A 21,602-nucleotide genomic window follows, 5' to 3' on the forward strand; every position below is an offset into this window, starting at 1 on the left:
CCTCAAGCCAAAAGCCCGGGCATGGCAATGCAGATTTGATATCGCTTACCAAAGATTAGGCCAGAAAAACGGAAAAGGCAAGGCGGCAACATGAAATGTGGTGGACCTGCTGCCTGGCGCGTGGCTAGCAGGTTTTTTGGCGGTTTTGTTGTATTTATTGCGATTAACATCTGTTGTCATGGCGGCAGCGTTGGCGGCGCCGCTATAATCAATGATCAACATTGAATGTTACCCTATGAACTTGCAGCGCCTCGCTAATTTTCTCGGGATGTCGAAAACGACCGTGAGCCGGGCCCTGAACGGGTATCCCGAAGTCAACGTCAAAACCCGCGAACGCGTGCTCAAGGCGGCCCAGGACGCCGGCTACCAGCCCAATCCCATGGCGCGCAGCCTGGCGCTCGGACGCAGCAATGTATATGGCCTGATCTTCCCCCTGCTCACGTCCGACCTGGCCGACCCGATGTTTCTCGACGTGGTGGCTGGCATGTCCGGCGCGTTAGAGGCCTTCAACAAGAACCTGATCCTTGCCCCGGTCTCGCCCGGCACCGAGCAGCGCGCGTACCAGCAGATCGTGCGCGGTCGCCGCGTCGATGGCCTGGTGGTTGCGCGCACGCTGGTGCACGACGAGCGCATCGCCTTTCTCACCCAGGCCAAGTTCCCCTTCATCGCCCACGGCCGCACCCAGCAGGATGCGCCGTACGCCTGGTTCGACTACGACCATGCCGCCGGCGTGGAACTGGCGCTCGAGCGCCTGCTGGCGCTCGGTCACCGCCGGGTGGCGATGGTGAGCGCCTCGCTCGACATGAATTTCGCCCGCGAACGGCGCGACAGCTTCATGGCCTCGATGGCCGCTGCCGGCCTGGCGGTCGATCCGCGCTACCTGGTCGCCGACTGCATCGACCGCCGCAGCGGCCATACCGCCATGCAGCAGCTGCTGGCGTGCTCGCCACGGCCGAGCGCGGTCATCGTCGACAACCACATGTCTGGCGCCGGCGTGGTGCGCGCCATGTGCGACGCCGGCATCGAGATGGGCAAGGACATGTCGGTGGTGGTGTGGGGCAGCATGGCCGACTCCCTGGCCGGCGCCAACGTCGCCACCATCGACCAGCCCGAACCAGCCAAAGCCGGCGCCCGCATGATCGAAATGCTGCTGGCGCTGGTGAACGGCACCCCGGCCACCGACTTGCAGGAAATGTGGCAGCCGGTGCTGTTGCCTGGGGCGACGATCGGGGTGTGCAGCGAGAATTGATGCTGTCGTTCAGCGGTAACGGGGCAGGTCAATCTTGTCAGGCCAGCAGAGAGCTGCAGAAAGTGAATAGCAAATTTTTGTGGGTTCTGGTAGAAGAAACTGCGGTTTTGAATAGCAAAGTGAATAGCATTCGAGGCTTGGCTCAAGTGCTATTCTGGCGCTCAGATGGATTTCTCAGGCGGCTGTGGGCAGGTGCAGCTGTACAGTTGCCTTCAGCTGTTCGGCATATTTGTACAAATCATCCAGGTTCTCCAGCGAGACTCGTTCTTCTTCCTTCTTGTCGTTGAATAACCCGAGCGACAGCTTCTGCAAATTATTGAAGCGCAACCTGCAAACCGGTTTGCGGTTGTTATCGTCCAGCAGAATGGCGCAGTAGCTCTGCGAATCGCGCATCACGATTCTGCGTGGGTTGACCACGTCGCGCAGTATCGACCTGATCATGTGCAGTCCCTCAATTTCTTCTGCCGAGGTGACGATCAGGTTTTGTTCCAGCTCTTCCGGCAGCATGACAGGAGCTTGCTCCTGGACCGGCGATGTTTCAGGCGTCATGGCGCCCTTGAGCCGCTCGTTGATACGCTCTCCCAACAATTGTTCAAACGCCCGCTTGGTAATGATCGTGAACTGATCCTTGACTGTCGGCGTGAATCGCTTCCCGCTCAGCATATCCGTTGCCAACAAACGCACGAATTCTTCGGATGGATTGAGCATCCATTCCGCAAGGCGATTCTGGATAGCTCGGGTGTACTTGAGATCGTTGGCGGTCGTGAGGATGGTATCGATGTTGAACATCGTTTTGGCGAATTTTTTCAACTCGTCGACGTCACGTTCCTTGAAATCCAAAATATTGAATTCAAAAAAAGGTTTCTCATCCATTTTGTTGGGCTGCTCCAAGTCCGTAAAGAACTTGTAGATCAAGCCGTTGGTGAGTACGCCAAAACGTGCAGCGGTTACATGAAAATATCTGAACAGCTGGCTGGCATGATTGATATGCAGGTCAGCACCGCTTTTTTTGCACTCGAAAAGCATGATCGGCTTTCCCTCGAGTAGTACCGCATAATCGACTTTCTCGCCTTTTTTAGTCCCGATGTCAGCGATCAGTTCGGGAGTGACCTCCAACGGATCGAAGACGTTGTAACCCAATAGCTGGATGAAAGGCATGATCATTGCGTTCTTGGTTGCCTCCTCCGTCTGGATAATGTCCTTGGACGCGGCGACGCGGGATGCCAGTGCTCTGAGCTGATCGATTAAATCCATACGGTTCCCTGGTTGGCTAAGTTAAAAGAGGCCTGTGCGGTCTTTTCAGATAGATAACCGAGTCTTACATAATTCTTAAATATTTAGCAATAAAATATTTATGAAATTCAATAAAAATTATCCGGGTGACTTAAAGGAGACAGTGGTATTGGATGAAGTTCAAGACTGCGCCATGACTGCCGTCGCCTCAATCTCGAACAACATGCCATCGAGCGCCAGCCGTGGCACCGGGATCAGGGTGCAGGCCGGTGGTGGGGCGTCGCCCCAGGCGGTGCGTAGCGCGGTGCTGAAGATGGCCAGCCTGGCTTCGTCGTGATCGACGATCAGGACGGTGATCTTGGCCACTTGCGCCAGGGTGGTGTCGGCCGCTTGCAGGGCGGCGCGCAAGTTGCTCAGCGCTTGTTCGACCTGCGTGGCGAAATCTTCCGACAGCACGCCGTTGATGTCCTCGCCGCCCTGGCCGGCGATGTACACCAGGCGTGCGGGAGCCTGGGCGATGACGACGTGGGTGTAGCCGTTGGGGCGCGGGTCGTACAGGTCTGCGGGATTGATGAATTGCATGGAAGCCTCCTCGATAATCAATCCCGCCAGTCTAAAACCTCAATTTAAGTTGAGGTCAAGCGCGCTTGCATGCAGGCTTACATATTGCGGCGATACTGTCCTCCCACCTCGAACAGGGCCGTGGTGATCTGCCCCAGCGAACACACGCGCACCGCGTCCATCAGCTTCTCGAACACGTTGGCGTTGTCGATGGCGGCCTGCTGCAACGCTGCCAGCGCTTGCGGCGCTGCACTGGCGTGGCGTGCGTGGAAGTCGGCCAGGCGCTGCAACTGCGACTGCTTCTCGTCGTCGGTGGAGCGCGCCAGTTCGATCTTTTGCGGCGCTTCGCTGCCTTTCGGATTGCGGAAGGTGTTCACGCCGACGATCGGCAGGGTGCCGTCGTGCTTCTGGTGCTCGTACAGCATCGATTCTTCCTGGATCTTGCCGCGCTGGTAGCCGGTTTCCATCGCGCCCAGCACGCCGCCGCGTTCGGCGATGCGTTCGAACTCCTGCAGCACCGCCTCCTCCACCAGGTCGGTCAGCTCGTCGAGGATGTAGGCGCCCTGGTTGGGGTTCTCGTTTTTCGCCAGGCCCCACTCGCGGTTGATGATCAGCTGGATCGCCAGCGCGCGGCGCACCGATTCGTCGGTGGGCGTGGTGATCGCTTCGTCGTAGGCGTTGGTGTGCAGCGAGTTGCAGTTGTCGTAGATGGCGATCAGCGCCTGCAAGGTGGTGCGGATGTCGTTGAAGTCGATCTCCTGCGCGTGCAGCGAGCGGCCCGACGTCTGCACGTGGTACTTGAGCTTTTGCGAGCGGTCGTTGGCGCCGTACTTGTCGCGCATGGCCACGGCCCAGATGCGGCGCGCCACCCGGCCCAGCACCGTGTATTCCGGGTCCATGCCGTTGGAGAAGAAGAACGACAGGTTCGGCGCAAAATCGTCGATGTGCATGCCGCGCGCCAGGTACGCTTCCACGAAGGTCAGGCCGTTCGATAGCGTAAACGCCAGCTGCGAGACCGGGTTGGCGCCCGCTTCGGCGATGTGATACCCGGAGATCGACACCGAATAAAAATTGCGCACCTGGTGGTCGACGAAATACTGCTGGATATCACCCATCACCTTCAGCGAAAACTCGGTGGAGAAGATGCAGGTGTTCTGGCCCTGGTCTTCCTTGAGGATGTCGGCCTGCACCGTGCCGCGCACGTTTTGCAGCACCCAGGCGCGGATCTTCGCTGCCTCTTCGGCGTCGGGCTGGCGCTGGTGTTCGGCGGCGAACTTGTCGATCTGCTGGTCGATGGCCGTGTTCATGAACATGGCCAGGATGGTGGGCGCCGGGCCGTTGATGGTCATCGAGACCGACGTCGAGGGGCTGCACAAGTTGAAACCGTCGTACAGCACCTTCATGTCGTCGAGCGTGGCGATCGACACGCCCGAGTTGCCCACCTTGCCGTAGATGTCGGGGCGCAGCGCCGGATCGGCGCCGTACAGCGTGACCGAATCGAAGGCGGTGGACAATCGCTTGGCGTCCATGCCGGTGGAGACCAGCTTGAAGCGGCGGTTGGTGCGGAAGGCGTCGCCCTCGCCGGCGAACATGCGGGTAGGGTCCTCGCCCTCGCGCTTGAACGGGAATACGCCGGCGGTGAACGGGAACGAACCGGGCACGTTTTCCAGCATCAGGAAACGCAATACCTCGCCATGGTCCTCGTAGCGCGGCAGCGCCACCTTGCGGATGCGCGTGCCCGACAAGGTGTGCTGGACCAGCTTGGTGCGCAATTCCTTGTCGCGGATGGTGGTGACGTAATCGTCGCCGGCATACGCGGCCTGCAGTGCCGGCCACTGTGCCAGCAGTTTTTTCGCGCCCGCATCCATGGCGCTGTCGCGTTCCAGGATCACGTCATCAAAATCGACAACCTTGCCGGCAGCGGCCAGCATGCGCTTCGACTCCGCCAGCTGCTGGCGTTCGCGCGCCAGGGTGACCTGCTTGCGGGTGTGGCGGTGGTAGCCGCGTACGGTGTCGGCAATCTCGGCCAGGTAGCGCGCGCGGGCGGGCGGCACGATCACGTTCTTGCCGCTGGAATGACGGGCGCTTTCCATGGCCAGCTTGCCGGCGGTCGTGCGCAGGCCGAAGCGGCCAAGCAGCGGCAGCAGGCCCTGGTACAGGGCCGTGACGCCGTCGTCGTTGAAGCGCGAAGCTTGCGTGCCATACACCGGCATCTCGTGCGACGGGGTGCTCCATAGTTCGCGGTTGCGCTGGTACTGCTTGGCGACGTCGCGCAGCGCATCCAGGGCGCCCTTGCGGTCGAACTTGTTGATGGCGATGATGTCGGCAAAATCGAGCATGTCGATTTTTTCCAGCTGCGAGGCGGCGCCAAATTCCGGCGTCATCACGTACATCGACACATCGACGTGCGGCACGATGGCCGCGTCGCCCTGGCCGATACCGGACGTCTCCACGATCACCAAATCAAAGCCGGCCACCTTGCAGGCGGCAATCACGTCGGGCAGCGCTTGCGAAATCTCGGAGCCGGCGTCGCGCGTGGCCAGTGACCGCATGAACACGCGCGATTGCCCGTTCCACGGGTTGATGGCGTTCATGCGAATGCGGTCGCCGAGCAGCGCGCCGCCGGACTTGCGGCGCGACGGGTCGATCGAGATCACGGCAATGTGCAAGGCGTCGCCCTGGTCGAGGCGAATGCGGCGTATCAGCTCATCGGTCAGCGACGATTTGCCGGCGCCGCCGGTGCCGGTGATGCCCAGCACCGGCACCGCCAGGCCGGCAGCTGCCGCCAGCAGTTCGGCCCGCAGCGGGACGCCCGCGCGGTCGTTCTCGAGCGCCGTGATCAGTTGCGCCAGCGGCCGGTGACGGTCGACCACTTCGCCTTCACGCAGCGGCGCGAGCGACGTCGGCGAATACTGCGACAGGTCGATATCGCACTGCGCCACCATCCACTGGATCATGCCGACCAGGCCCATGCGCTGGCCGTCCTCGGGGCTGAAGATGCGCGTGACGCCATAGGCGTGCAGCTCGGCGATTTCTTCGGGCACGATCACGCCACCACCACCGCCGAACACCTTGATGTGGGCGCCGCCGCGCTGGCGCAGCAGGTCGATCATGTACTTGAAATATTCAACGTGGCCGCCCTGGTAGCTGGAAATCGCAATGCCCTGCACATCTTCGGCCAGCGCGGCGGTGACCACCTCATCGACCGAGCGGTTGTGACCCAGGTGCACCACCTCGACACCGTTCGATTGCAGGATGCGGCGCATGATGTTGATCGAGGCATCGTGGCCGTCGAACAGCGAGGCGGCGGTAACGAAGCGGATTTTGTTGGCCGGCGCCTGGTGTTCCGGTACTGCTGCCAGCTTGGGCGTGGAGAGATCGTTCATTGCATGTCCTTTCTATGCTGCGCGCAGCTGTGTAAATTGCGCCAGCAGGCGTGCTTTATCGGTGCGGAAGGTGGCGACAGCCTGTTCCTTCACGTGGCCGAAGCCCCGTACTTTTTCCGGCAGTGCGGCCAGTTCCACGGCCAGCGCGTGGTTATCGGGCGTGAGTTGCGCCAGCAGCGCCTGCACCATCTCGCGATATTCGATGACCAGCGCACGTTCCATCCTGCGCTCGGCGGTATAGCCGAAGACGTCAAACGCGCCGCCACGCAAGCCCTTGAACCTGGCCAGCAGCGCGAACGCCTTCCACATCCACGAACCGAATTCCGCCTTGACCAGGTGGCCCTTGGCGTCCTTTTTTGCCATCAGCGGCGGGGCCAGATTGAACTTGACCGAGAAATCGCCTTCGAACTGCTGCTTCAGCTGTTCGACAAAGCTGCCATCGGTGTACAGCCGCGCCACTTCGTATTCGTCCTTGTAGGCCATGAACTTGAAGTAGTATTTCGCTACCGCCGTGGACAGCTTGGTGCCGAGCCCCAGCGCTGTCTCACGTTCGCGCACCTGCGTCACCAGGCCGGTGTAGCGGGCGGCGTAAGCGGCGTCCTGGTAGGCGGTGAGGAACGCTACGCGTTTGCCGATGATGGCGTCCAGGCTTTGCGGCATGTGCAGCACGACCGACTTCGCTGGCGTGGCCACGCGCTCAACCCGCACCAGGTCGACTGCCGCGCGCCGGCCCCACAGGAAGCTGTGCTTGTTGGACGCCACACCGACGCCATTAAGTTCAATCGCGCGCAACAGCGCCGCCTCGGACAGCGGAATGCGGCCGCGTTGCCAGGCATAGCCGAGCATGAACAGGTTGGCGGCGATCGAGTCGCCCATCAGCGCCGTGGCCAACTTGGTCGCGTCGATGAAGTCGGCAGCGTTATCGCCCACCGATTGCGCGATCAGCGCCTGCACTTCCTCGGCCGGGTACTGCCAGTCGGCGTCCTGCGCGAACGTGCCTGGTGGCTGCTGGTGCAGGTTCACCACGGCGAGCGTGCGGCCGGCGCGCATCTTGGAAATCGCATCAGCGGCGCCGGCGGTGAGCATGTCGCAGCCGAGCACCAGGTCGGCCTCGCCGGTGGCGATGCGCTGGGCGCGCAGGTGGGCCGGGGTGCGGGCGATTTTCACATGCGACGTCACCGAACCGTTTTTCTGCGACATGCCGGTCATGTCGAGCACCGACGCACCTTTGCCCTCCAGGTGCGCGGCCATGCCCATCAGCGCGCCCACTGTAATCACGCCGGTGCCGCCGATGCCGTTGATCAGGATGTTGTACGGCTGGTCGCACGAGGGCAAAATTGGCAGGGGCAAAGGCCCGAAGTCATCAACCTTGTTGGCCGACACAGCCCCGGCGCGGCTCTTCCTGAGCGTGCCGCCTTCCACCGTGACGAAACTCGGGCAGAAGCCCTTGGCGCACGAATAGTCCTTGTTGCACGACGACTGGTCGATGGTGCGCTTGCGGCCAAACTCGGTTTCCTTGGGCAGGATCGACACGCAGTTCGACTGCACGCCGCAGTCGCCGCAGCCTTCGCACACGGCGTCGTTGATGACCATGCGCTTGGCCACGTCCGGGTACTCGCCTTTTTTGCGGCGGCGGCGTTTTTCGGCCGCGCAGGTCTGGTCGTAGATCAGCACCGACACGCCCGGCACTTCGCGCAGTTCGCGCTGCACCGCGTCCATGTCCTTGCGGTCGTGCAAGGTAATGTGGGCAGGCAGGGCGCTGCGGTCCTGGTAGCGGGCCAGGTCTTCGGTCACGAGCGCGATGCGCTGCACGCCTTCGGCGGCCATTTGCCGAGCGATCAGCGGCACCGACGTGATGCCGTCCACCGGCTGGCCGCCGGTCATGGCTACCGCGTCGTTGTACAAAATTTTATAGGTGATGTTGACCTTGGCCGCCAGCGCGGCGCGAATGGCCAGGTAACCTGAGTGGAAATAGGTACCATCGCCGAGGTTCTGGAATACATGCGGAATGGTGGAAAACGCGGCCTGGCCGATCCACGGCGCGCCTTCGCCGCCCATGTGGGTGGTGAGCTTGTTGAATTCCGGGTAGATCGACGTGGCCATCACGTGGCAGCCGATGCCGGCCAGCGCCAGGCTGCCTTCGGGCACCTTGGTGGACGTGTTGTGCGGGCACCCGGAGCAGTAGAACGCCGGACGGAACGGCGTGTTGACGGCACGCGTCAAGACCGCGTCCTTGGCGTCGAGGAAGTCGAGCCGGGCGGCGATCTGCTCGCACGTGGCGGCGTCGAGGTCGAAGCGCTTGATGCGGCTGGCGATCACGCGCGCTACCTGCGACACCGAGAAATCGGCCTTGGACGTGAGCAGCCATTCGCCGCGCGGCGCCACCCATTCGCCCTTTTCGTCGAACTTGCCGATCACGCGCGGGCGCACGTCGTCGCGCCAGTTGTACAGCTGTTCCTTGAGCTGGTACTCGACGATCTGGCGTTTTTCTTCGACCACCAGGATTTCGTCGAGGCCCTGCGCGAACTCGCGCACGCTGTCCGGTTCCAGCGGCCACGGCATGGCCACCTTGAACAGGCGCAGGCCCACCCTGGCGGCCATGGCTTCGTCGATGCCCAGTTCTTCGAGCGCTTCGAGCACGTCCAGGTACGATTTGCCCGAGGCGATGATGCCGAGCTTGGCGTCCGGGCTGGTGATGGTGGTGTGGTTGAGGCGGTTTTCGCGCGCATAGGCCAGCGCCGCGTAGATTTTATAGTCCTGCATCAGCGCTTCCTGGTTGCGCGCCTGGCGCCCCAGCGGAATGCTCGACAGCCGCGCATTGAGGCCGCCTTCGGGCATGACGAAGTCCTGCGGAATCTTCACCTGCACGCGGAACGGATCGGCATCGACCGAGGCCGATGATTCCACCGTGTCGGCCAGCGCCTTGAACGCCACCACGCAGCCGGAAAAGCGCGACATGGCCCAGCCATGCACGCCGAGGTCCAGGTATTCCTGCACATTGCACGGGTAGAGCACCGGGATCATCGAGGCCGAGAACAAATGGTCGGACTGGTGCGGCAGGGTGGACGAATACGCGCCATGGTCGTCGCCGGCCACCAGCAGCACGCCGCCATGCTGCGAGGTGCCGGCATGGTTCATGTGCTTGAAGACGTCGCCGCAGCGGTCCACGCCCGGGCCTTTGCCGTACCACATGGCGAATACGCCGTCGTACTTGGCCTCGCCGATCAGGTCCACCTGCTGCGAGCCCCACACGGCAGTTGCCGCCAGGTCTTCGTTGACGCCGGGCACGAACTGCACGTGGTGCGCGGCCAGGTGGGGCTGCGCCTTCCACAGGTTTTCGTCGAGGCCCCCGAGCGGCGAGCCGCGGTAGCCGGAAATGAAGCCGGCAGTGTTCAAGCCCGCAGCCTGGTCGCGCACGCGCTGCATCAGCGGCAGGCGCACCAGCGCCTGGATGCCGGACAGGAAAATGGGGCCGCTGGTGGCGGTGTATTTGTCGTCGAGGCCGACGTCGAGGTTGACGGCGGCGCTGCCGTCGGGAAGGCCGGAAGGGGGCGCGTCGGTCAGCGCGCGCCCGGTGGTGTCGTCTGGCATGGCGGTGTCTCCGTGATGTGCCGTTCTTGCGCAGTCGCAGCAGCGCCGGGTAGGCGCACCGCGATGGCGCTATGGGCCGCGTGGTGGCGGCGCTCGCAGATAGTTTAGGCTTAAATTATCTGCGTTGTAGCGCAGTATGGGCGCGTTCGCGCTCGGCGTGGAAATACAGTTTTCGGATGGGGGTATAAGGAAAAGTGATGGGTTGGCGCTGTGCTGCGGCTGCGCGGTCCCGGATTGCCCGTAACCGTGAATCCGTCATCCCCGCGGAGGCGGGGATCCAAGGTGGGCGAACAGCCCGGGTATCGGCGCATGTCCTGGCGACGCGTAAAAATTGGATTCCCGCCTGCGCGGGAATGACGGATCTTGGGCTGGCGGCTGGCGGCTGGCGGCTGGCGGTTCGTGACTGGTGCTCAGCCGTCGATCACGGCGGCGCCGGGCCAAGCGCCGTTGGCGCACAGCTCGCCGCACACGCTGCGCACCAGCGCACCCACCGCCTGCGCAGCATTGGTCAGCGGAATGTTTTTCGACGCGCACAGCACCACCGTGCGCGAGATCGCCGGGTCGCAGATGGCCTGCGCGCGCAGGGTACCGCGCTGTAATTCGTCGAGCACCGGCGCCGACGGCAAAATCGTGGCACCCAGGTCGGCCAGCAGCGCCGATTTTAAAATCGCAATCGAATTGATTTCGATCACCGACGACAGGACCAGGCCGGCGCTGCGCAGCACGCTCTCGATGCGCGGGCGCACGCCGTGCTGCAAGCCAGGCAGGATGAGCGGGGTGGCGACGGCTTCCTGCAAGGTGAGGGCAGGCTGGCCCAGCGCATACGGCGCGTCGGCGCGGCAGATGAAGCGCAGTTCCTCTTCCACCAGCGGCGTGGTGGCAAACTGGCCCAGCTGGCCATCGTCGAACAGCACCGCCAGGTTCACCCGGCCCGAGCGCAGTTGTTCGTTGAGGTTGCCGGTCAGTTCCTCGGTCAGTTGCAGCGTGATTTCCGGGTAGCGGGCGCGGCTGGCGGTGAGCAGCGGCAAGGCCAGTGCGCCGGAAATGCTGTGCGGCAGCCCCAGGGTGACGCTGCCGCCGGGGCGCTCGGCCGATTGGACGACCGCCGAGCGGGCATCGGCCACCTGCTTGAGGATGGCCTGCGCGTGTTCGTAGAAAATCTTGCCGGCGTCATTGCTGAGCATGCCTTGCGCCGAGCGGTGCAGCAGTTGCACGCCCAGTTCGTCCTCGAGCTGGCGCAGCTGCTGGGTCAGTGCCGGCTGCGCCACGTGCAGCGCCAGCGCCGCGCGCGACAGCGAGCCGTGATCGACGATAGCAACAAAATAGCGAAGTTGGCGCAGTTCCATGTTTGTTGCAGCAGTCCGACAAGCGCGGTGAAAGACAGGGCCGTACAGTGTAGCACCGGTGCCGGATGATCCTGATGGGAAACTATTTGTTATACTCGATTCACGTTTTCAGCACGTCTTCCAGCCTTATAACGGGTGCCGGTATGTTCAAGAAAGTCGATGCATCGCAGCTCAAGGTGGGCATGTTCATCCAGGACCTCAGTTGCGACTGGATGGCCCACCCGTTCGTGCGCAACCGTTTCACGATCACCACCGAAGCGGAGATCCGCAAGATCATCAACGCCGGCATCCACGACGTGGTGATCGACAGTTCCAGGGGGCTGGACGTGGAAGCGCCCACGCTGGCCGAGGCGCAGGCCGCCACCGAGCGCGAAATCATCGAATTGATCGCCAAGGCGCCGGTGGTCACGCGGGTGGCGCTGGGCGAGGAAATGCGGCGCGCCACGCAAATCCGCCACCAGGCATCCACCCTGGTGCGCACGGTGATGCAGGATGCCCGGCTGGGCAAGGCCATCGAACTCGACCTGGTGGAGCCGGTGGTGCAAAGCATTACCGAATCGATCCTGCGCAACCCCGGTGCGCTGACCGGGTTGCTGCGCATCAAAGCCGCCGACGATTACACGTTCCTGCATTCGGTCAGCGTGTGCACCTTGCTGGTGGCGTTTTGCCGCTCGCGCAGTCTTGACGCCGAGACCACCCACCAGGCCGGCCTGGGCGGGCTGCTGCACGACACCGGCAAGGCGCTGGTGCCCGACGCCATCCTCAACAAGCCGGGGCCGCTCACCGACGAGGAATACGAGATCATCCGCCGCCACCCGCAGGACGGCTACGACCTGCTGCGCCAGTCGCCCGACATCGGCCCGATTCCGCTCGACATCACCTTGCACCACCACGAACGGCGCGACGGCAGCGGCTATCCCGGCCACCAGGCCGAGGGCCAGATCAGCGACATGGCACAAATGGCGGCCATCGTCGATGTGTACGACGCCATCACCTCGGACCGCTGCTATCACAAGGGCATGCCGGCCGCTGCCGCGCTGCGCAAGATTTACGAGTGGAGCAAACACCATTTCAATCCGCAATATGCACAGGAATTCATGCGCTGCGTGGGGATTTACCCGGTGGGAACCATGGTGATGCTGGAGTCGGGCCGGCTGGGCGTGGTGGTCGAGCCGCACGAAACCAACCTGCTGGCGCCCAAGGTCAACGTGTTTTTCAATACCAAGCAGAATGTGTACATCAAGCCGGAGATGGTCGACCTGTCGCGCGGGCTCGGCTTTGGCGGCGCCGACAAGATCGTCGGCCACGAATCGGCCGCCAAGTGGAATGTCGATCCGATGCGGTTTTTAACCCTGGCCTAGAAGAACTCGGCGGTATCGTTCGACTCGGTACTCTGCAACAACCCTTCGCTGAGCAGCTCGTCGTAGTGGCACACCAGGTTGCGGCCGTGGCTCTTGGCGTAATACAGCGCCTGGTCGGCGCGGCCCAGCACGATCACCGGGGGCTCGAACGCGGTGATGCTGACAAAACCCACGCTCACCGTCACCTTGCCCACTTGCGGGAAATCGTGCGCGGCCACGTTCTGGCGGAAGCGTTCGATGATTTTCCTGGCATTGTCGAGCGTGGTGCCGCGCAGCAGTACCACGAATTCTTCGCCGCCGAAGCGGAACACCCGGTCCTGCGCGCGGAACGACGTGTTGAGCAGGTTGGCGATCAGGATCAGCACCTCGTCGCCATATAAATGGCCGAAGCGGTCGTTGACATGCTTGAAATGGTCGACGTCGACCACCGCCAGCCATTGCCGTTCCTCGTCGCCGTGCTGGCGACGCTCGAGTTCGCCGGGCAGGGTCAGCGAGTCCTGGTCGGCGCTGGCGGCCAGCATCTTGGCCAACTGGTCGTCGAAGGTCTTGCGGTTGAGCAGGCCCGTGAGCGAATCGCGTTCGCTGTAGTCGAGCAGGTTCTGGAAGTTGCGGTACACGCTGACCACGCCCCCGATCACCTGGATGGTGGCGCTGGTGTAGGGCGTGGGATGGACGATTTCGAGGCAGGTGTCGGCCTTGTCGCCGAGCCAGATCGGCAGCCACAGCGTGTGGCTGCCGTTGTCATTGGCCACTGTCGCGCTGGCTTCGTGGCGGGCCAGGCAGGCCGCCAGCGCCGGATAATTCCCGATCGGTTCGCCCGGCTGCTGGAGGTCCGCCGTATCGACCATGGTGGCGGCCTCGCCGGCGGTAATCTGCGCGCGCGGACGTACGAAGATCTTGCCGCGAACAATGGCCAGGGTCAGTACCCGGGTGCGGCTGGCTTGGGCGAGTTCCTGCACCGCCGAGATCACCGAGATGTCGAGCATCGTATGATCGCGGTGGCCGGTCATGTCCACCATGTGTTTCAGTAGGGAATCCATTTTCTTCTCTGGAGAAAAACGCTGTCCTGTGCGGCTAGGCAAGCTGAGCAGGATAATATCTTTTTGCAATCAAGGCAATTCTTGTGTGCGAAAAAAAACTATAGCAGGGCAAACGAACGATTCCTTGCGCTTGCAAAATAGTTCCCCAAGGAAAACTTGTCTCATGTCAACTCTCCCATCAGAAGGCTCCGTATAGTGAATTCCAATGGCGCAGCGACGGCAACCCACCGCCGCCGTGCTGCTACCGCGCCAGGGTCTTTCTTTCCACCTTTACGGGAGTTCATCATGACATCGCTTATTGCAGCTGCAAAAGTGTTTGCGTCCGATGAGGAGGGCATCACCGCCATCGAGTATGGCCTGATTGCCGCCACCATGGTCGCTGCGGTCATTGCGGCGTTCTCGTTCCTTTCGCCGGCGTTGAAAGACGCTTTCGAAAAGATCTCGACCGAGATCGCCGCGCATAACGCTTGACGGCACGGCTTTCCAGTCGCTGTCCGGGCTGGAAAGCCTTTTCTTTTCGGAGCATCCATGTGGACCGCGCTCGAACTGCTGGTGCTCTGGCTCGTTGCGCAGGCGGCAGTGACCGACCTGGCGCTGCGCAAGATTCCCAATATCCTGGTGGTGAGCGGCCTGGCGCTGGCGCTGGTCCTGCACGGACTGGCCGGGCCGCCACTGGCCGCGCTGACGCACTGGCTGACCGGCCTGCTGGCCGGATTTTTCCTGTTGTTGCCGCTGTACCTGCTGCGTGGCATGGCGGCCGGTGACGTCAAGCTCATCGCCATGGTCGGCGCCTTTGTGGGGCCGCAAGCGGCACTGCACGTGGCGCTGCTGACTTACCTGCTGGGCGCGCCGCTGGCGCTGGCCACGCTGGTGTGGCAGGGCTGGCGTCAAGGCACGGGCCTGGCCATCGCGCGCCAGCTGGGCCGCAACTTGTGGCGCCTGGTGCAGCCGTGGCTGGGCCGCCTGGTAGGCCTGCCGCTGGCGCCGCTGCCGCGCGAGACCATCGCCAGCGTGGGTGGCATGCCCTACGGCGTGGCGATTGCGCTGGCGACAGTGGCGGTTGTGGCGTGGCCGCATCGTTAATCGCCCGATCGGCGCCTTCTTGCTACGGGTCAATATCCACCGGGCAAGGCTCGATAAACTCAGTTCCTTAGTGAAACATTTCAGCAGTTCTGACAGCAGCGCGGAGAACAGTCATGCTCAGCCTCGATTCCTCACCTTATTCTGCCCCGGTTCCCCTGGCCGACGCCGACCCGGCCTGCGTGCTGCCGCCGCCACCGCGCTCGCTGCGCGACACCGGCCTGCCGCAGCAGTTCGTGGTGGAACTGGTGGCCAGGGCTTTGTTGCTGGCCGGTAAGACGCACCTGCCGGTGCTGACCACCCGGCTGCACCTGCCGATCACGGTGCTACGCGAGGTGCTCGACTTCATGGTCGCCGAGCACGTGGCCGAAGTGGCGTGGCGCGGCGAATCCGATATCGACATCCAGTACCAGCTGACGGCCGGCGGCAAGCAGCGCGCCAGCGGCTGGATGGAGCGCTGCCGCTATACCGGGCCGGCGCCGGTCACGCTGGAAGCCTACCGCGCCATGGTCGAGCGCCAGTCGCTGCCGGCGTCGGCGCTGGAGGCCGACGAGCTGGGCGCAGAACTGGCCGACCAGTTGCTGGCGCCCGGCGTGTTGCAAATGCTGGGCGCGGCCATGCACGCCGGGCGCACCATGCTGCTGTACGGGCCGTCGGGCAGCGGCAAGTCCACCCTGGCGCGCAAGCTCGGCGCGCTGCAACAAGGCATGGTGGCGGTACCGCACGCGCTGCTGGTGGGACAGGACGTGGTACAGGTCTACGATCCGCAGGTGCATCTGCCTCCGCATGGGCCACATGGGCTGCATGGGCCGCTCGGGCCGCAGGCGCGCCACAGCCGTCCGGCCAGCGAGCGCCGCGGCGTCGATACGCGCTGGGTGCAGTGCCAGCGCCCGGTGGTGGCGCTGGGCGCCGACGTCACCGCCGACATGCTCGACCTGCAGGCGGACACGCCCAACGGCTGCTACCGCGCCGCGCCGCAGCTCAAGGCCAACAACGGCCTCTTGATCGTCGACGACCTGGGACGCCAGCGCATCGCCGCCACCGAACTGCTCAACCGGTTTGCCCAGGCCCAGGAACTGCGCCGCAGCCAGCTGACGCTGGCCGGCGGCTACCACTTCGAGGCGCCGTGCCGCATGCGGCTGGTGTTTGCCACCAGCCTGGCGCCGGACACGCTGCTCGACGCGCCAGCGCTGCGCCGCGTGGGCTACAAGATCCCGGTGGGCGCGCTGGGTGCGGCCGGCTACCGCGCGCTGTTCCGCCAGCAGTGCCTGGCCGCCGGGGTGCTGTACGACGACGCCGCCCTGCGCTACCTGGTCGACGAGCTGCACGCCGGCAGCGCACTGCCGCTGCTGGCCGCGTATCCGCACGAGATTGTCGGCCGCATCGTCGATTTTGCCGGCTTCAATGGCACGCCGCCCCGGCTCACCATCGCCGCGCTGGACCAGGCCTGGACCAGCATGTTCGCCTGCTCAACATCGGCGCCGGTCGACGACGACCTGGCGCTGCCGCTGATCGGCCAACTGGCGCAGCACATCGTATGAAGAACCGGCGCGCACTGTCGATGATGGCGCTGGCCGTCGTGTTCGGACTGGCAGCGGTGGCGCTGGCCTCGCACTGGCTGCTGGGCCAGGCGCCAGGCGCCGGCAACCGCATCGTGGTGGCCGCCGCCGATGTCAGCCTGGGCCAGCGGCTGGCGCCCGAGATGATGAAGACGCTCGACTGGCCTGCCGACAGCCTGCCGCACGGCGCCCTGCGCGATCCCGTCAAGCTGGTGGGGCGGGTACTCAAATCGAGCGTGCTGCGCGACGAGCCGCTCAGCGAAGCGAAGCTGGCGCCGGCCGGCACCGTGGGCGGGCTGTCGGCGCTGATCACCGAGGGCAACCGCGCCATCACCGTGCGCGTCAACGACGTAGTGGGGGTGGCCGGCTTCGCCTTGCCGGGCAATTTTGTCGACATCCTGGTCAACACGCAGTCGGCGCGCGGTGGTGACAACGCGATTTCCAAGATCGTGCTCGAACGGATACTGGTGCTGGCGGTGGCGCAGGAAGTGGGGCGCGACGAGACCAAGCCGCGCGTGGTCAATGCCGTCACGCTCGAGGTAACGCCGGGCCAGGCCGAAAACCTCGACCTGGCGCGCAGCGTGGGCACGCTGTCGCTGGTGCTGCGCAACCAGGTCGATCCGCGCCCCGGCACCACCGACGGCGCTACCAAGGCGTCGTTGCTGGGCATGGCTGCGCCGGAGGCTGCACCGGCGTCGCCTGGCGCCGTTTCTGCGGTGGCACCAGTACCAGTAGCGACAGCGGCAGCGGCCGGGTCGCGTCCGCGCCTGGCGGCAGCCGCACCGCCGCGCCACTGCGTCGGCGTGATCGCCGGCGTGCAACGCAAGCAGGAGTGTTTGTGAACACGTCCTCTCGCCCCCGGTGCTTGCGCGTGCACCTGTCGCCGCTGCCGCCGGTTTTGCTGCGACGGTTGGTGCCGATGCTGGCGCTGGCCATCGCCACCGTGTGCGCCGCAGCGCCGGCGGACGCGCAAAAGGCCGAACCGGCCAACGCCACCTTGCGCTGCGCCGGCCAGGCCGCCGCACCAGGACACCTGTCACTGCAACTGGGTAAATCGACCTTGATGCGCATGCCCGAGGCGGTGGCCGCACGCAGCGTGGGCAACCCGGCCGTGCTGGAAGCCATGCTGGTAGCGCCCGATACGCTGTACGTGGCCGGCATCGACATCGGCACCAGCAATATGATCGTGCAGGGCAGGAGCGGCATCTGCAACGTGGTCGAGGTGGTGGTGGGCATCGACCCCGGCGCCTTGCAGGCGTCGCTGGCGGCGCTGATGCCCGAGCAAAAGCAGGTCGTGGTCACCGCCGCCGGCGACACGCTGGTCTTGAGCGGCACCGTTAGCGACACCCAGGCGGCCGCTCGGGTGCTGGAACTGGCGCAGGCGTTCGTGCGGCGGCCGGCGCGCGCGCTGGCCGGCAGTGGCGACAAGGAGGGCGCCGCCGCCAGCGCTGGCGGCGCGGGCACAGCTACCGGCGCCGGCACCGGTACTGGAACTGCCCAGGCCCGCGTGATCAACTTCCTCAACGTCAGCGCGCCGCAGCAGGTGATGCTGGAGGTGAAAATCGCCGAGGTGTCCAAGACCCTGCTCGACAAGCTCGAAAGCGGCGTCTCGCTCGGCGTGGGTGGCGGCAGCTGGGCCAGCGTACTGGCGGCGAACTTCCTGACCGGCACCCTGCGCGGCGGCCTGGCCGTGGGCCGTCCCAATGGCGACCGCTTCGGCATCGCGGCCGAGAAGCAGGAAGGCCTGGTGCGCATCCTGGCCGAACCGACGGTGATGGCGATCAGCGGCCAGGAAGGCAGTTTTCTCGCGGGCGGCAAGATCCTGATACCGGTGGCGACCGATAACAACAAGGTCACGCTGGAAGAAAAGGAGTTCGGCGTGGGCCTGCGCTTTACGCCCACCGTGCTGGCCGGCGGACGCATCAACCTGCGGGTGGCGCCGGAAGTATCGGAACTGTCGCGCGAGGGCGTGGGCATTTCGGCCAGCGGTGTTGGCGGCGTCTCGATCCTGCCGCTGATCACCACCCGGCGCGCCGCCACCACGGTGGAGCTGCAGGACGGCCAGAGCTTCGCCATCGGTGGCCTGATCAAGAACAACCGCACCACCAACATCAACGGCCTGCCGATCCTGGGCGAGCTGCCGATCCTGGGCGCGCTGTTTCGCAGCACCGATTTTCAGCACGACCGCACCGAGCTGCTGTTCGTGGTCACGCCGCGCCTGGTGCGGCCGCTGCCGGCCGACTACCAACTGCCGACCGACAGCATGACCGCACCCACCCGCACCGAGCTGTTCTTGGGCGGCAAGCTCGAAGGCGCACCACCGCCATCACCAGTACCAGGGGCACCACCCCGATAAACCTCAGGAACCTTATGCGACTCTTTTTCGTGATGCTGGCGGCATGCACGCTGGCCGGCTGCGCCTTGTCTCCGCCCGGTACGCCGTACTGGGACACCCACTTCGGCGCCAATGCGCGCCTGGCGCTGGCAGCGCAGGTGATCGACGCCGATGCCAGCCGCAACCCCGACCCGGTGGCCGGCATCGACGGCAAGGCTGCGCAGCAGGGCTATGTACGGTACCAAAAATCGTTCAGCGATCCGCCGCCACAGCCCACCTTTGTCATCACCGCCAAGTAAGGAACCGCCATGAGAGCACTGATGATCAGCAACGACAGCCTGCTGCACGCCGAGGTGGCGGCGCAGGGATCGGCGCGCCTGCCGGCGGTGCAACTGGTGGCTACGCGCCACGGCCTGCGCGATGCCGTCGAGCGCCAGTTGCCGGAGGCGCCGGACCTGGTGATTTTCGATGCCAGCGACGTCGAGCCGGCCGAGGGTGAGCTGGTGGAACGCCTGTCGAGAAACTATCCGGCGGCGTCGTTCATGCTGCTCACGCGCGCGCCGCAGCACGACCTCCTGATCCGCGCCATGCGCGCCGGCATGCGCGAGGTGCTGCAATTGCCGCTGGTGCACCGCGCCTTCCACGAGGCGATGGACCGCATCGAGGTGGCGGCGGGCGTGAGCCGCATGCGCGATGGCCGCGTGCTGGCCTTTATCTCCTGCAAAGGCGGCAGCGGCGCCACCTTCCTGGCCACCAATTTCGGCTATGCACTGGCTGCGCTGGCCGATAAAAAAGTGCTGCTGATCGATTTGCACGGCCAGTTCGGCGACGCCACACTGTATGTGTCGGACCAGAAGCCGGCCATGACATTGTCCGACATCTGCGGCCAGATCGGCCGCATGGACGGCGCCTTTCTGGACTCGTGCCTGGTGCACGTGGCGTCCAACTTCGGCGTGCTGGCGGCGGCCGACGACCCGCAGCACCTGGTGGAGATGAAGCCCGAGCACATGGACACCATCCTGCGGGTGGCGCGCCAGCACTACGACTACATCGTGCTCGACGTGGGCCGCCAGATCGACGCCATCTCGCTGCGCGCGCTCGACCAGGCCGATTCGATCTTCCCGGTGCTGCAACTGGCGCTGCCCGACATTCGCGACGGTCGCCGCCTGCTCGACATCTTCCGCTCGCTCGGCTACCCCGGCGAACGGATGCGCCTGATCGTCAACCGCTACGAGAAGGGCGGCAAGCTGCGCCTGGTGGACCTGGAGCAGGCGCTGGGCGCGGAGGTGATGCACACGGTGCCGAACGATTATGTCGCGGCGACCGATTCGGTCAACCAGGGCATCCCGGTGCTGCAACTGTCGCGCAGCAGCGCGGTAGCGCGCAGCCTGGCCGACATGGTGGAACTGGTGACGGCGCGCCGCGTGGCCGAGAGCCGCGGCCTGTTCGACCGCCTGTTCGGCCGCAACAGCAGCGAACACCACATCGACTAGGAGAAACGACATGAGCTTGCGCGAACGCCTGGCCCTGGCCGGCGATGGCCGCCCCGGTGTCCCCAGTGTGCCCGGTATGCCGTCTTTGGCCGCTGCCGCCTACCAGGAACTGAAAAAGAGCATGCACCACATGATCATGGAGCGCATCGACCTCGAACGCTTGCAGCGGCTCACGCCAGAGCAGTTCAAGCACGAGCTGGCGCTGCTGGTCCAGCGCATCATCGAGGAAGAGCGTATCGTGCTCAATCAGCACGAGCGCCACAGCCTGGTGCTCGACATCCAGCACGAGATGCTCGGCTTCGGCCCGCTCGAACCGCTGCTGGCCGATCCCGGCGTCTCCGACATCCTGGTCAACACCGCCGCCATGGTATACGTGGAGCGCGCCGGCCGGCTCGAGCTGACCGACGTCACCTTCAACGACAATGCCCACCTGATGAAGATCATCGAGAAAATCGTCTCGCGCGTGGGCCGCCGGGTGGACGAATCGAGCCCGATGGTGGATGCGCGCCTGCCCGACGGCTCGCGCGTCAACGCCATCATTCCGCCGCTGGCGATCGACGGTCCGATCCTGTCGATCCGCCGCTTCGCGGTCAACCCGCTCACCATCGACAACCTGCTGGCCAACCGCAGCCTGACGCCGCCGATGGTGGAGGTGTTGGCCGCGCTGGGCCACGCCAAGGTCAACATCCTGATCTCGGGCGGCACCGGCAGCGGCAAGACCACGCTGCTCAACGTGCTGTCGGGCTTCATTCCGGCCCAGGAGCGCATCGTCACCATCGAGGATGCGGCCGAGCTGCAAATGCGCCAGCCGCACGTGGTGCGGCTGGAAACCCGGCCGCCGAATATCGAAGGCAAGGGCGAGGTGAACCAGCGCTCGCTGGTGCGCAACGCGCTGCGCATGCGCCCCGACCGCATCATCCTGGGCGAGGTGCGCGGGCCGGAAGCGCTCGACATGCTGCAGGCGATGAACACCGGCCACGAAGGCTCGCTGGCCACGGTCCACTCCAATACCCCGCGCGATGCGCTCGCGCGGCTGGAGAACATGGTGGGCATGGCCGGCGTGAACCTGACGCCGCGCGCCACCCGCCAGCAGATCTGCTCCGCCGTCACGGTGGTGATGCAGGTCTCGCGCCTGACCGACGGCACCCGCAAGCTGGTCAGCCTGCAGGAAGTGACCGGCATGGAGGGCGACGTGATTGCCATGCACGAGATTTTCCGCTTCGAGCAGCGCGGGGTCGATGCCAAGGGCTGCGTGCAGGGTGCGTTTTCCGCCACCGGCGTGCGGCCGCGCTTTGCCGACCGCCTGCGCATGTTCGGCGTGCCGGTGCCCGACTCGGTGTTCGATCCCGCCCGGGTCTTCGAGTAAGC

The 21,602-nt window shown here is 64.6% G+C and carries 17 protein-coding genes; 10 read left to right on the plus strand and 7 right to left on the minus strand.

Annotation, left to right across the window (positions count from 1 at the left end):
* Nucleotides 1–45 precede the first annotated feature (45 nt).
* Nucleotides 46–222 (minus strand): hypothetical protein, encoded by a 177-nt coding sequence (locus J2X54_RS02095; RefSeq protein WP_310177199.1) that lies wholly within the window; start codon nucleotides 220–222, stop codon nucleotides 46–48.
* A 13-nt stretch (nucleotides 223–235) separates the two neighbouring features.
* Here J2X54_RS02095 and J2X54_RS02100 point away from each other — a divergent pair, with 13 nt between their 5' ends.
* Nucleotides 236–1,249, plus strand: coding sequence for a substrate-binding domain-containing protein (locus tag J2X54_RS02100; protein ID WP_070251466.1), 1,014 nt, complete (start codon nucleotides 236–238; stop codon nucleotides 1,247–1,249).
* A 174-nt stretch (nucleotides 1,250–1,423) separates the two neighbouring features.
* On the opposite strand, the gene J2X54_RS02105 is transcribed toward J2X54_RS02100, so the two are convergent.
* The 5 genes from J2X54_RS02105 to J2X54_RS02125 all read right to left on the minus strand — a co-directional run bounded on the left by J2X54_RS02105 (nucleotide 1,424) and on the right by J2X54_RS02125 (nucleotide 11,366).
* Nucleotides 1,424–2,503 carry a type I restriction endonuclease gene (locus J2X54_RS02105; protein WP_310177203.1) on the minus strand — a complete coding sequence of 360 codons (1,080 nt, stop codon included), beginning with the start codon at nucleotides 2,501–2,503 and terminating at the stop codon, nucleotides 1,424–1,426.
* A 159-nt stretch (nucleotides 2,504–2,662) separates the two neighbouring features.
* On the minus strand, nucleotides 2,663–3,064 hold the full coding sequence (locus J2X54_RS02110) for a RidA family protein (protein WP_310177205.1): 402 nt from the start codon (nucleotides 3,062–3,064) through the stop codon (nucleotides 2,663–2,665).
* A 77-nt stretch (nucleotides 3,065–3,141) separates the two neighbouring features.
* Nucleotides 3,142–6,429, minus strand: coding sequence for a fused isobutyryl-CoA mutase/GTPase IcmF (icmF, locus tag J2X54_RS02115; protein WP_310177207.1), 3,288 nt, complete (start codon nucleotides 6,427–6,429; stop codon nucleotides 3,142–3,144).
* A 12-nt stretch (nucleotides 6,430–6,441) separates the two neighbouring features.
* Nucleotides 6,442–10,020: an indolepyruvate ferredoxin oxidoreductase family protein gene (locus J2X54_RS02120; protein WP_310177209.1), complete on the minus strand. Its 3,579-nt coding sequence runs from the start codon at nucleotides 10,018–10,020 to the stop codon at nucleotides 6,442–6,444.
* 410 nt (nucleotides 10,021–10,430) lie between these two features.
* On the minus strand, nucleotides 10,431–11,366 hold the full coding sequence (locus tag J2X54_RS02125; protein ID WP_310177211.1) for a LysR substrate-binding domain-containing protein: 936 nt from the start codon (nucleotides 11,364–11,366) through the stop codon (nucleotides 10,431–10,433).
* Nucleotides 11,367–11,509: 143 nt separating this feature from the next.
* Here J2X54_RS02125 and J2X54_RS02130 point away from each other — a divergent pair, with 143 nt between their 5' ends.
* Nucleotides 11,510–12,727: an HD-GYP domain-containing protein gene (locus J2X54_RS02130; RefSeq protein ID WP_310177213.1), complete on the plus strand. Its 1,218-nt coding sequence runs from the start codon at nucleotides 11,510–11,512 to the stop codon at nucleotides 12,725–12,727.
* Here the strand turns inward: J2X54_RS02130 and J2X54_RS02135 are convergent.
* Nucleotides 12,724–13,767 carry a GGDEF domain-containing protein gene (locus J2X54_RS02135; RefSeq protein ID WP_310177215.1) on the minus strand — a complete coding sequence of 348 codons (1,044 nt, stop codon included), beginning with the start codon at nucleotides 13,765–13,767 and terminating at the stop codon, nucleotides 12,724–12,726. The genes J2X54_RS02130 and J2X54_RS02135 overlap by 4 nt on opposite strands.
* 285 nt (nucleotides 13,768–14,052) lie before the next feature.
* Between J2X54_RS02135 and J2X54_RS02140 the strand changes: the two genes are divergently transcribed.
* The 8 genes from J2X54_RS02140 to J2X54_RS02175 all read left to right on the plus strand — a co-directional run bounded on the left by J2X54_RS02140 (nucleotide 14,053) and on the right by J2X54_RS02175 (nucleotide 21,600).
* Nucleotides 14,053–14,238, plus strand: coding sequence for a Flp family type IVb pilin (locus J2X54_RS02140; protein WP_070251451.1), 186 nt, complete (start codon nucleotides 14,053–14,055; stop codon nucleotides 14,236–14,238).
* Between the two features lie 57 nt (nucleotides 14,239–14,295).
* Nucleotides 14,296–14,850, plus strand: a complete 555-nt coding sequence (locus J2X54_RS02145) for a prepilin peptidase (protein WP_310177218.1) — start codon at nucleotides 14,296–14,298, stop codon at nucleotides 14,848–14,850.
* Nucleotides 14,851–14,963: 113 nt separating this feature from the next.
* Entirely contained in the window at nucleotides 14,964–16,388 is a 1,425-nt protein-coding gene (locus J2X54_RS02150; protein WP_310177220.1) for an ATP-binding protein, read from the plus strand.
* Nucleotides 16,385–17,248, plus strand: coding sequence for a Flp pilus assembly protein CpaB (gene cpaB, locus J2X54_RS02155; RefSeq protein ID WP_310177222.1), 864 nt, complete (start codon nucleotides 16,385–16,387; stop codon nucleotides 17,246–17,248). The genes J2X54_RS02150 and cpaB overlap by 4 nt, the downstream gene beginning before the upstream one ends.
* On the plus strand, nucleotides 17,245–18,762 hold the full coding sequence (locus tag J2X54_RS02160) for a type II and III secretion system protein family protein (RefSeq protein WP_404990873.1): 1,518 nt from the start codon (nucleotides 17,245–17,247) through the stop codon (nucleotides 18,760–18,762). The genes cpaB and J2X54_RS02160 overlap by 4 nt, the downstream gene beginning before the upstream one ends.
* A gap of 14 nt (nucleotides 18,763–18,776) precedes the next feature.
* Nucleotides 18,777–19,040, plus strand: coding sequence for a hypothetical protein (locus J2X54_RS02165; protein WP_070245897.1), 264 nt, complete (start codon nucleotides 18,777–18,779; stop codon nucleotides 19,038–19,040).
* Between the two features lie 9 nt (nucleotides 19,041–19,049).
* Nucleotides 19,050–20,234 carry an AAA family ATPase gene (locus tag J2X54_RS02170; protein WP_310177225.1) on the plus strand — a complete coding sequence of 395 codons (1,185 nt, stop codon included), beginning with the start codon at nucleotides 19,050–19,052 and terminating at the stop codon, nucleotides 20,232–20,234.
* Between the two features lie 10 nt (nucleotides 20,235–20,244).
* Nucleotides 20,245–21,600, plus strand: coding sequence for a CpaF family protein (locus tag J2X54_RS02175; protein WP_310177226.1), 1,356 nt, complete (start codon nucleotides 20,245–20,247; stop codon nucleotides 21,598–21,600).
* Nucleotides 21,601–21,602: the final 2 nt, after the last annotated feature.

It is taken from the genome of Duganella sp. 3397 (assembly GCF_031456625.1).
Lineage (GTDB): Bacteria > Pseudomonadota > Gammaproteobacteria > Burkholderiales > Burkholderiaceae_D > Rugamonas > Rugamonas phyllosphaerae.

Bases quoted from the DNA above. Each gene is read 5' to 3' on its own strand.
- cpaB (WP_310177222.1), top strand. From the start codon at position 16,385: ATGAAGAACCGGCGCGCACTGTCGATGATGGCGCTGGCCGTCGTGTTC.
- J2X54_RS02095 (WP_310177199.1), bottom strand. From the start codon at position 222: ATGTTGATCATTGATTATAGCGGCGCCGCCAACGCTGCCGCCATGACA.
- J2X54_RS02165 (WP_070245897.1), top strand. From the start codon at position 18,777: ATGCGACTCTTTTTCGTGATGCTGGCGGCATGCACGCTGGCCGGCTGC.
- J2X54_RS02100 (WP_070251466.1), top strand. From the start codon at position 236: ATGAACTTGCAGCGCCTCGCTAATTTTCTCGGGATGTCGAAAACGACC.
- J2X54_RS02150 (WP_310177220.1), top strand. From the start codon at position 14,964: ATGCTCAGCCTCGATTCCTCACCTTATTCTGCCCCGGTTCCCCTGGCC.
- J2X54_RS02170 (WP_310177225.1), top strand. From the start codon at position 19,050: ATGAGAGCACTGATGATCAGCAACGACAGCCTGCTGCACGCCGAGGTG.
- J2X54_RS02105 (WP_310177203.1), bottom strand. From the start codon at position 2,503: ATGGATTTAATCGATCAGCTCAGAGCACTGGCATCCCGCGTCGCCGCG.
- J2X54_RS02140 (WP_070251451.1), top strand. From the start codon at position 14,053: ATGACATCGCTTATTGCAGCTGCAAAAGTGTTTGCGTCCGATGAGGAG.
- icmF (WP_310177207.1), bottom strand. From the start codon at position 6,429: ATGAACGATCTCTCCACGCCCAAGCTGGCAGCAGTACCGGAACACCAG.
- J2X54_RS02175 (WP_310177226.1), top strand. From the start codon at position 20,245: ATGAGCTTGCGCGAACGCCTGGCCCTGGCCGGCGATGGCCGCCCCGGT.
- J2X54_RS02130 (WP_310177213.1), top strand. From the start codon at position 11,510: ATGTTCAAGAAAGTCGATGCATCGCAGCTCAAGGTGGGCATGTTCATC.
- J2X54_RS02110 (WP_310177205.1), bottom strand. From the start codon at position 3,064: ATGCAATTCATCAATCCCGCAGACCTGTACGACCCGCGCCCCAACGGC.
- J2X54_RS02125 (WP_310177211.1), bottom strand. From the start codon at position 11,366: ATGGAACTGCGCCAACTTCGCTATTTTGTTGCTATCGTCGATCACGGC.
- J2X54_RS02145 (WP_310177218.1), top strand. From the start codon at position 14,296: ATGTGGACCGCGCTCGAACTGCTGGTGCTCTGGCTCGTTGCGCAGGCG.
- J2X54_RS02120 (WP_310177209.1), bottom strand. From the start codon at position 10,020: ATGCCAGACGACACCACCGGGCGCGCGCTGACCGACGCGCCCCCTTCC.
- J2X54_RS02135 (WP_310177215.1), bottom strand. From the start codon at position 13,767: ATGGATTCCCTACTGAAACACATGGTGGACATGACCGGCCACCGCGAT.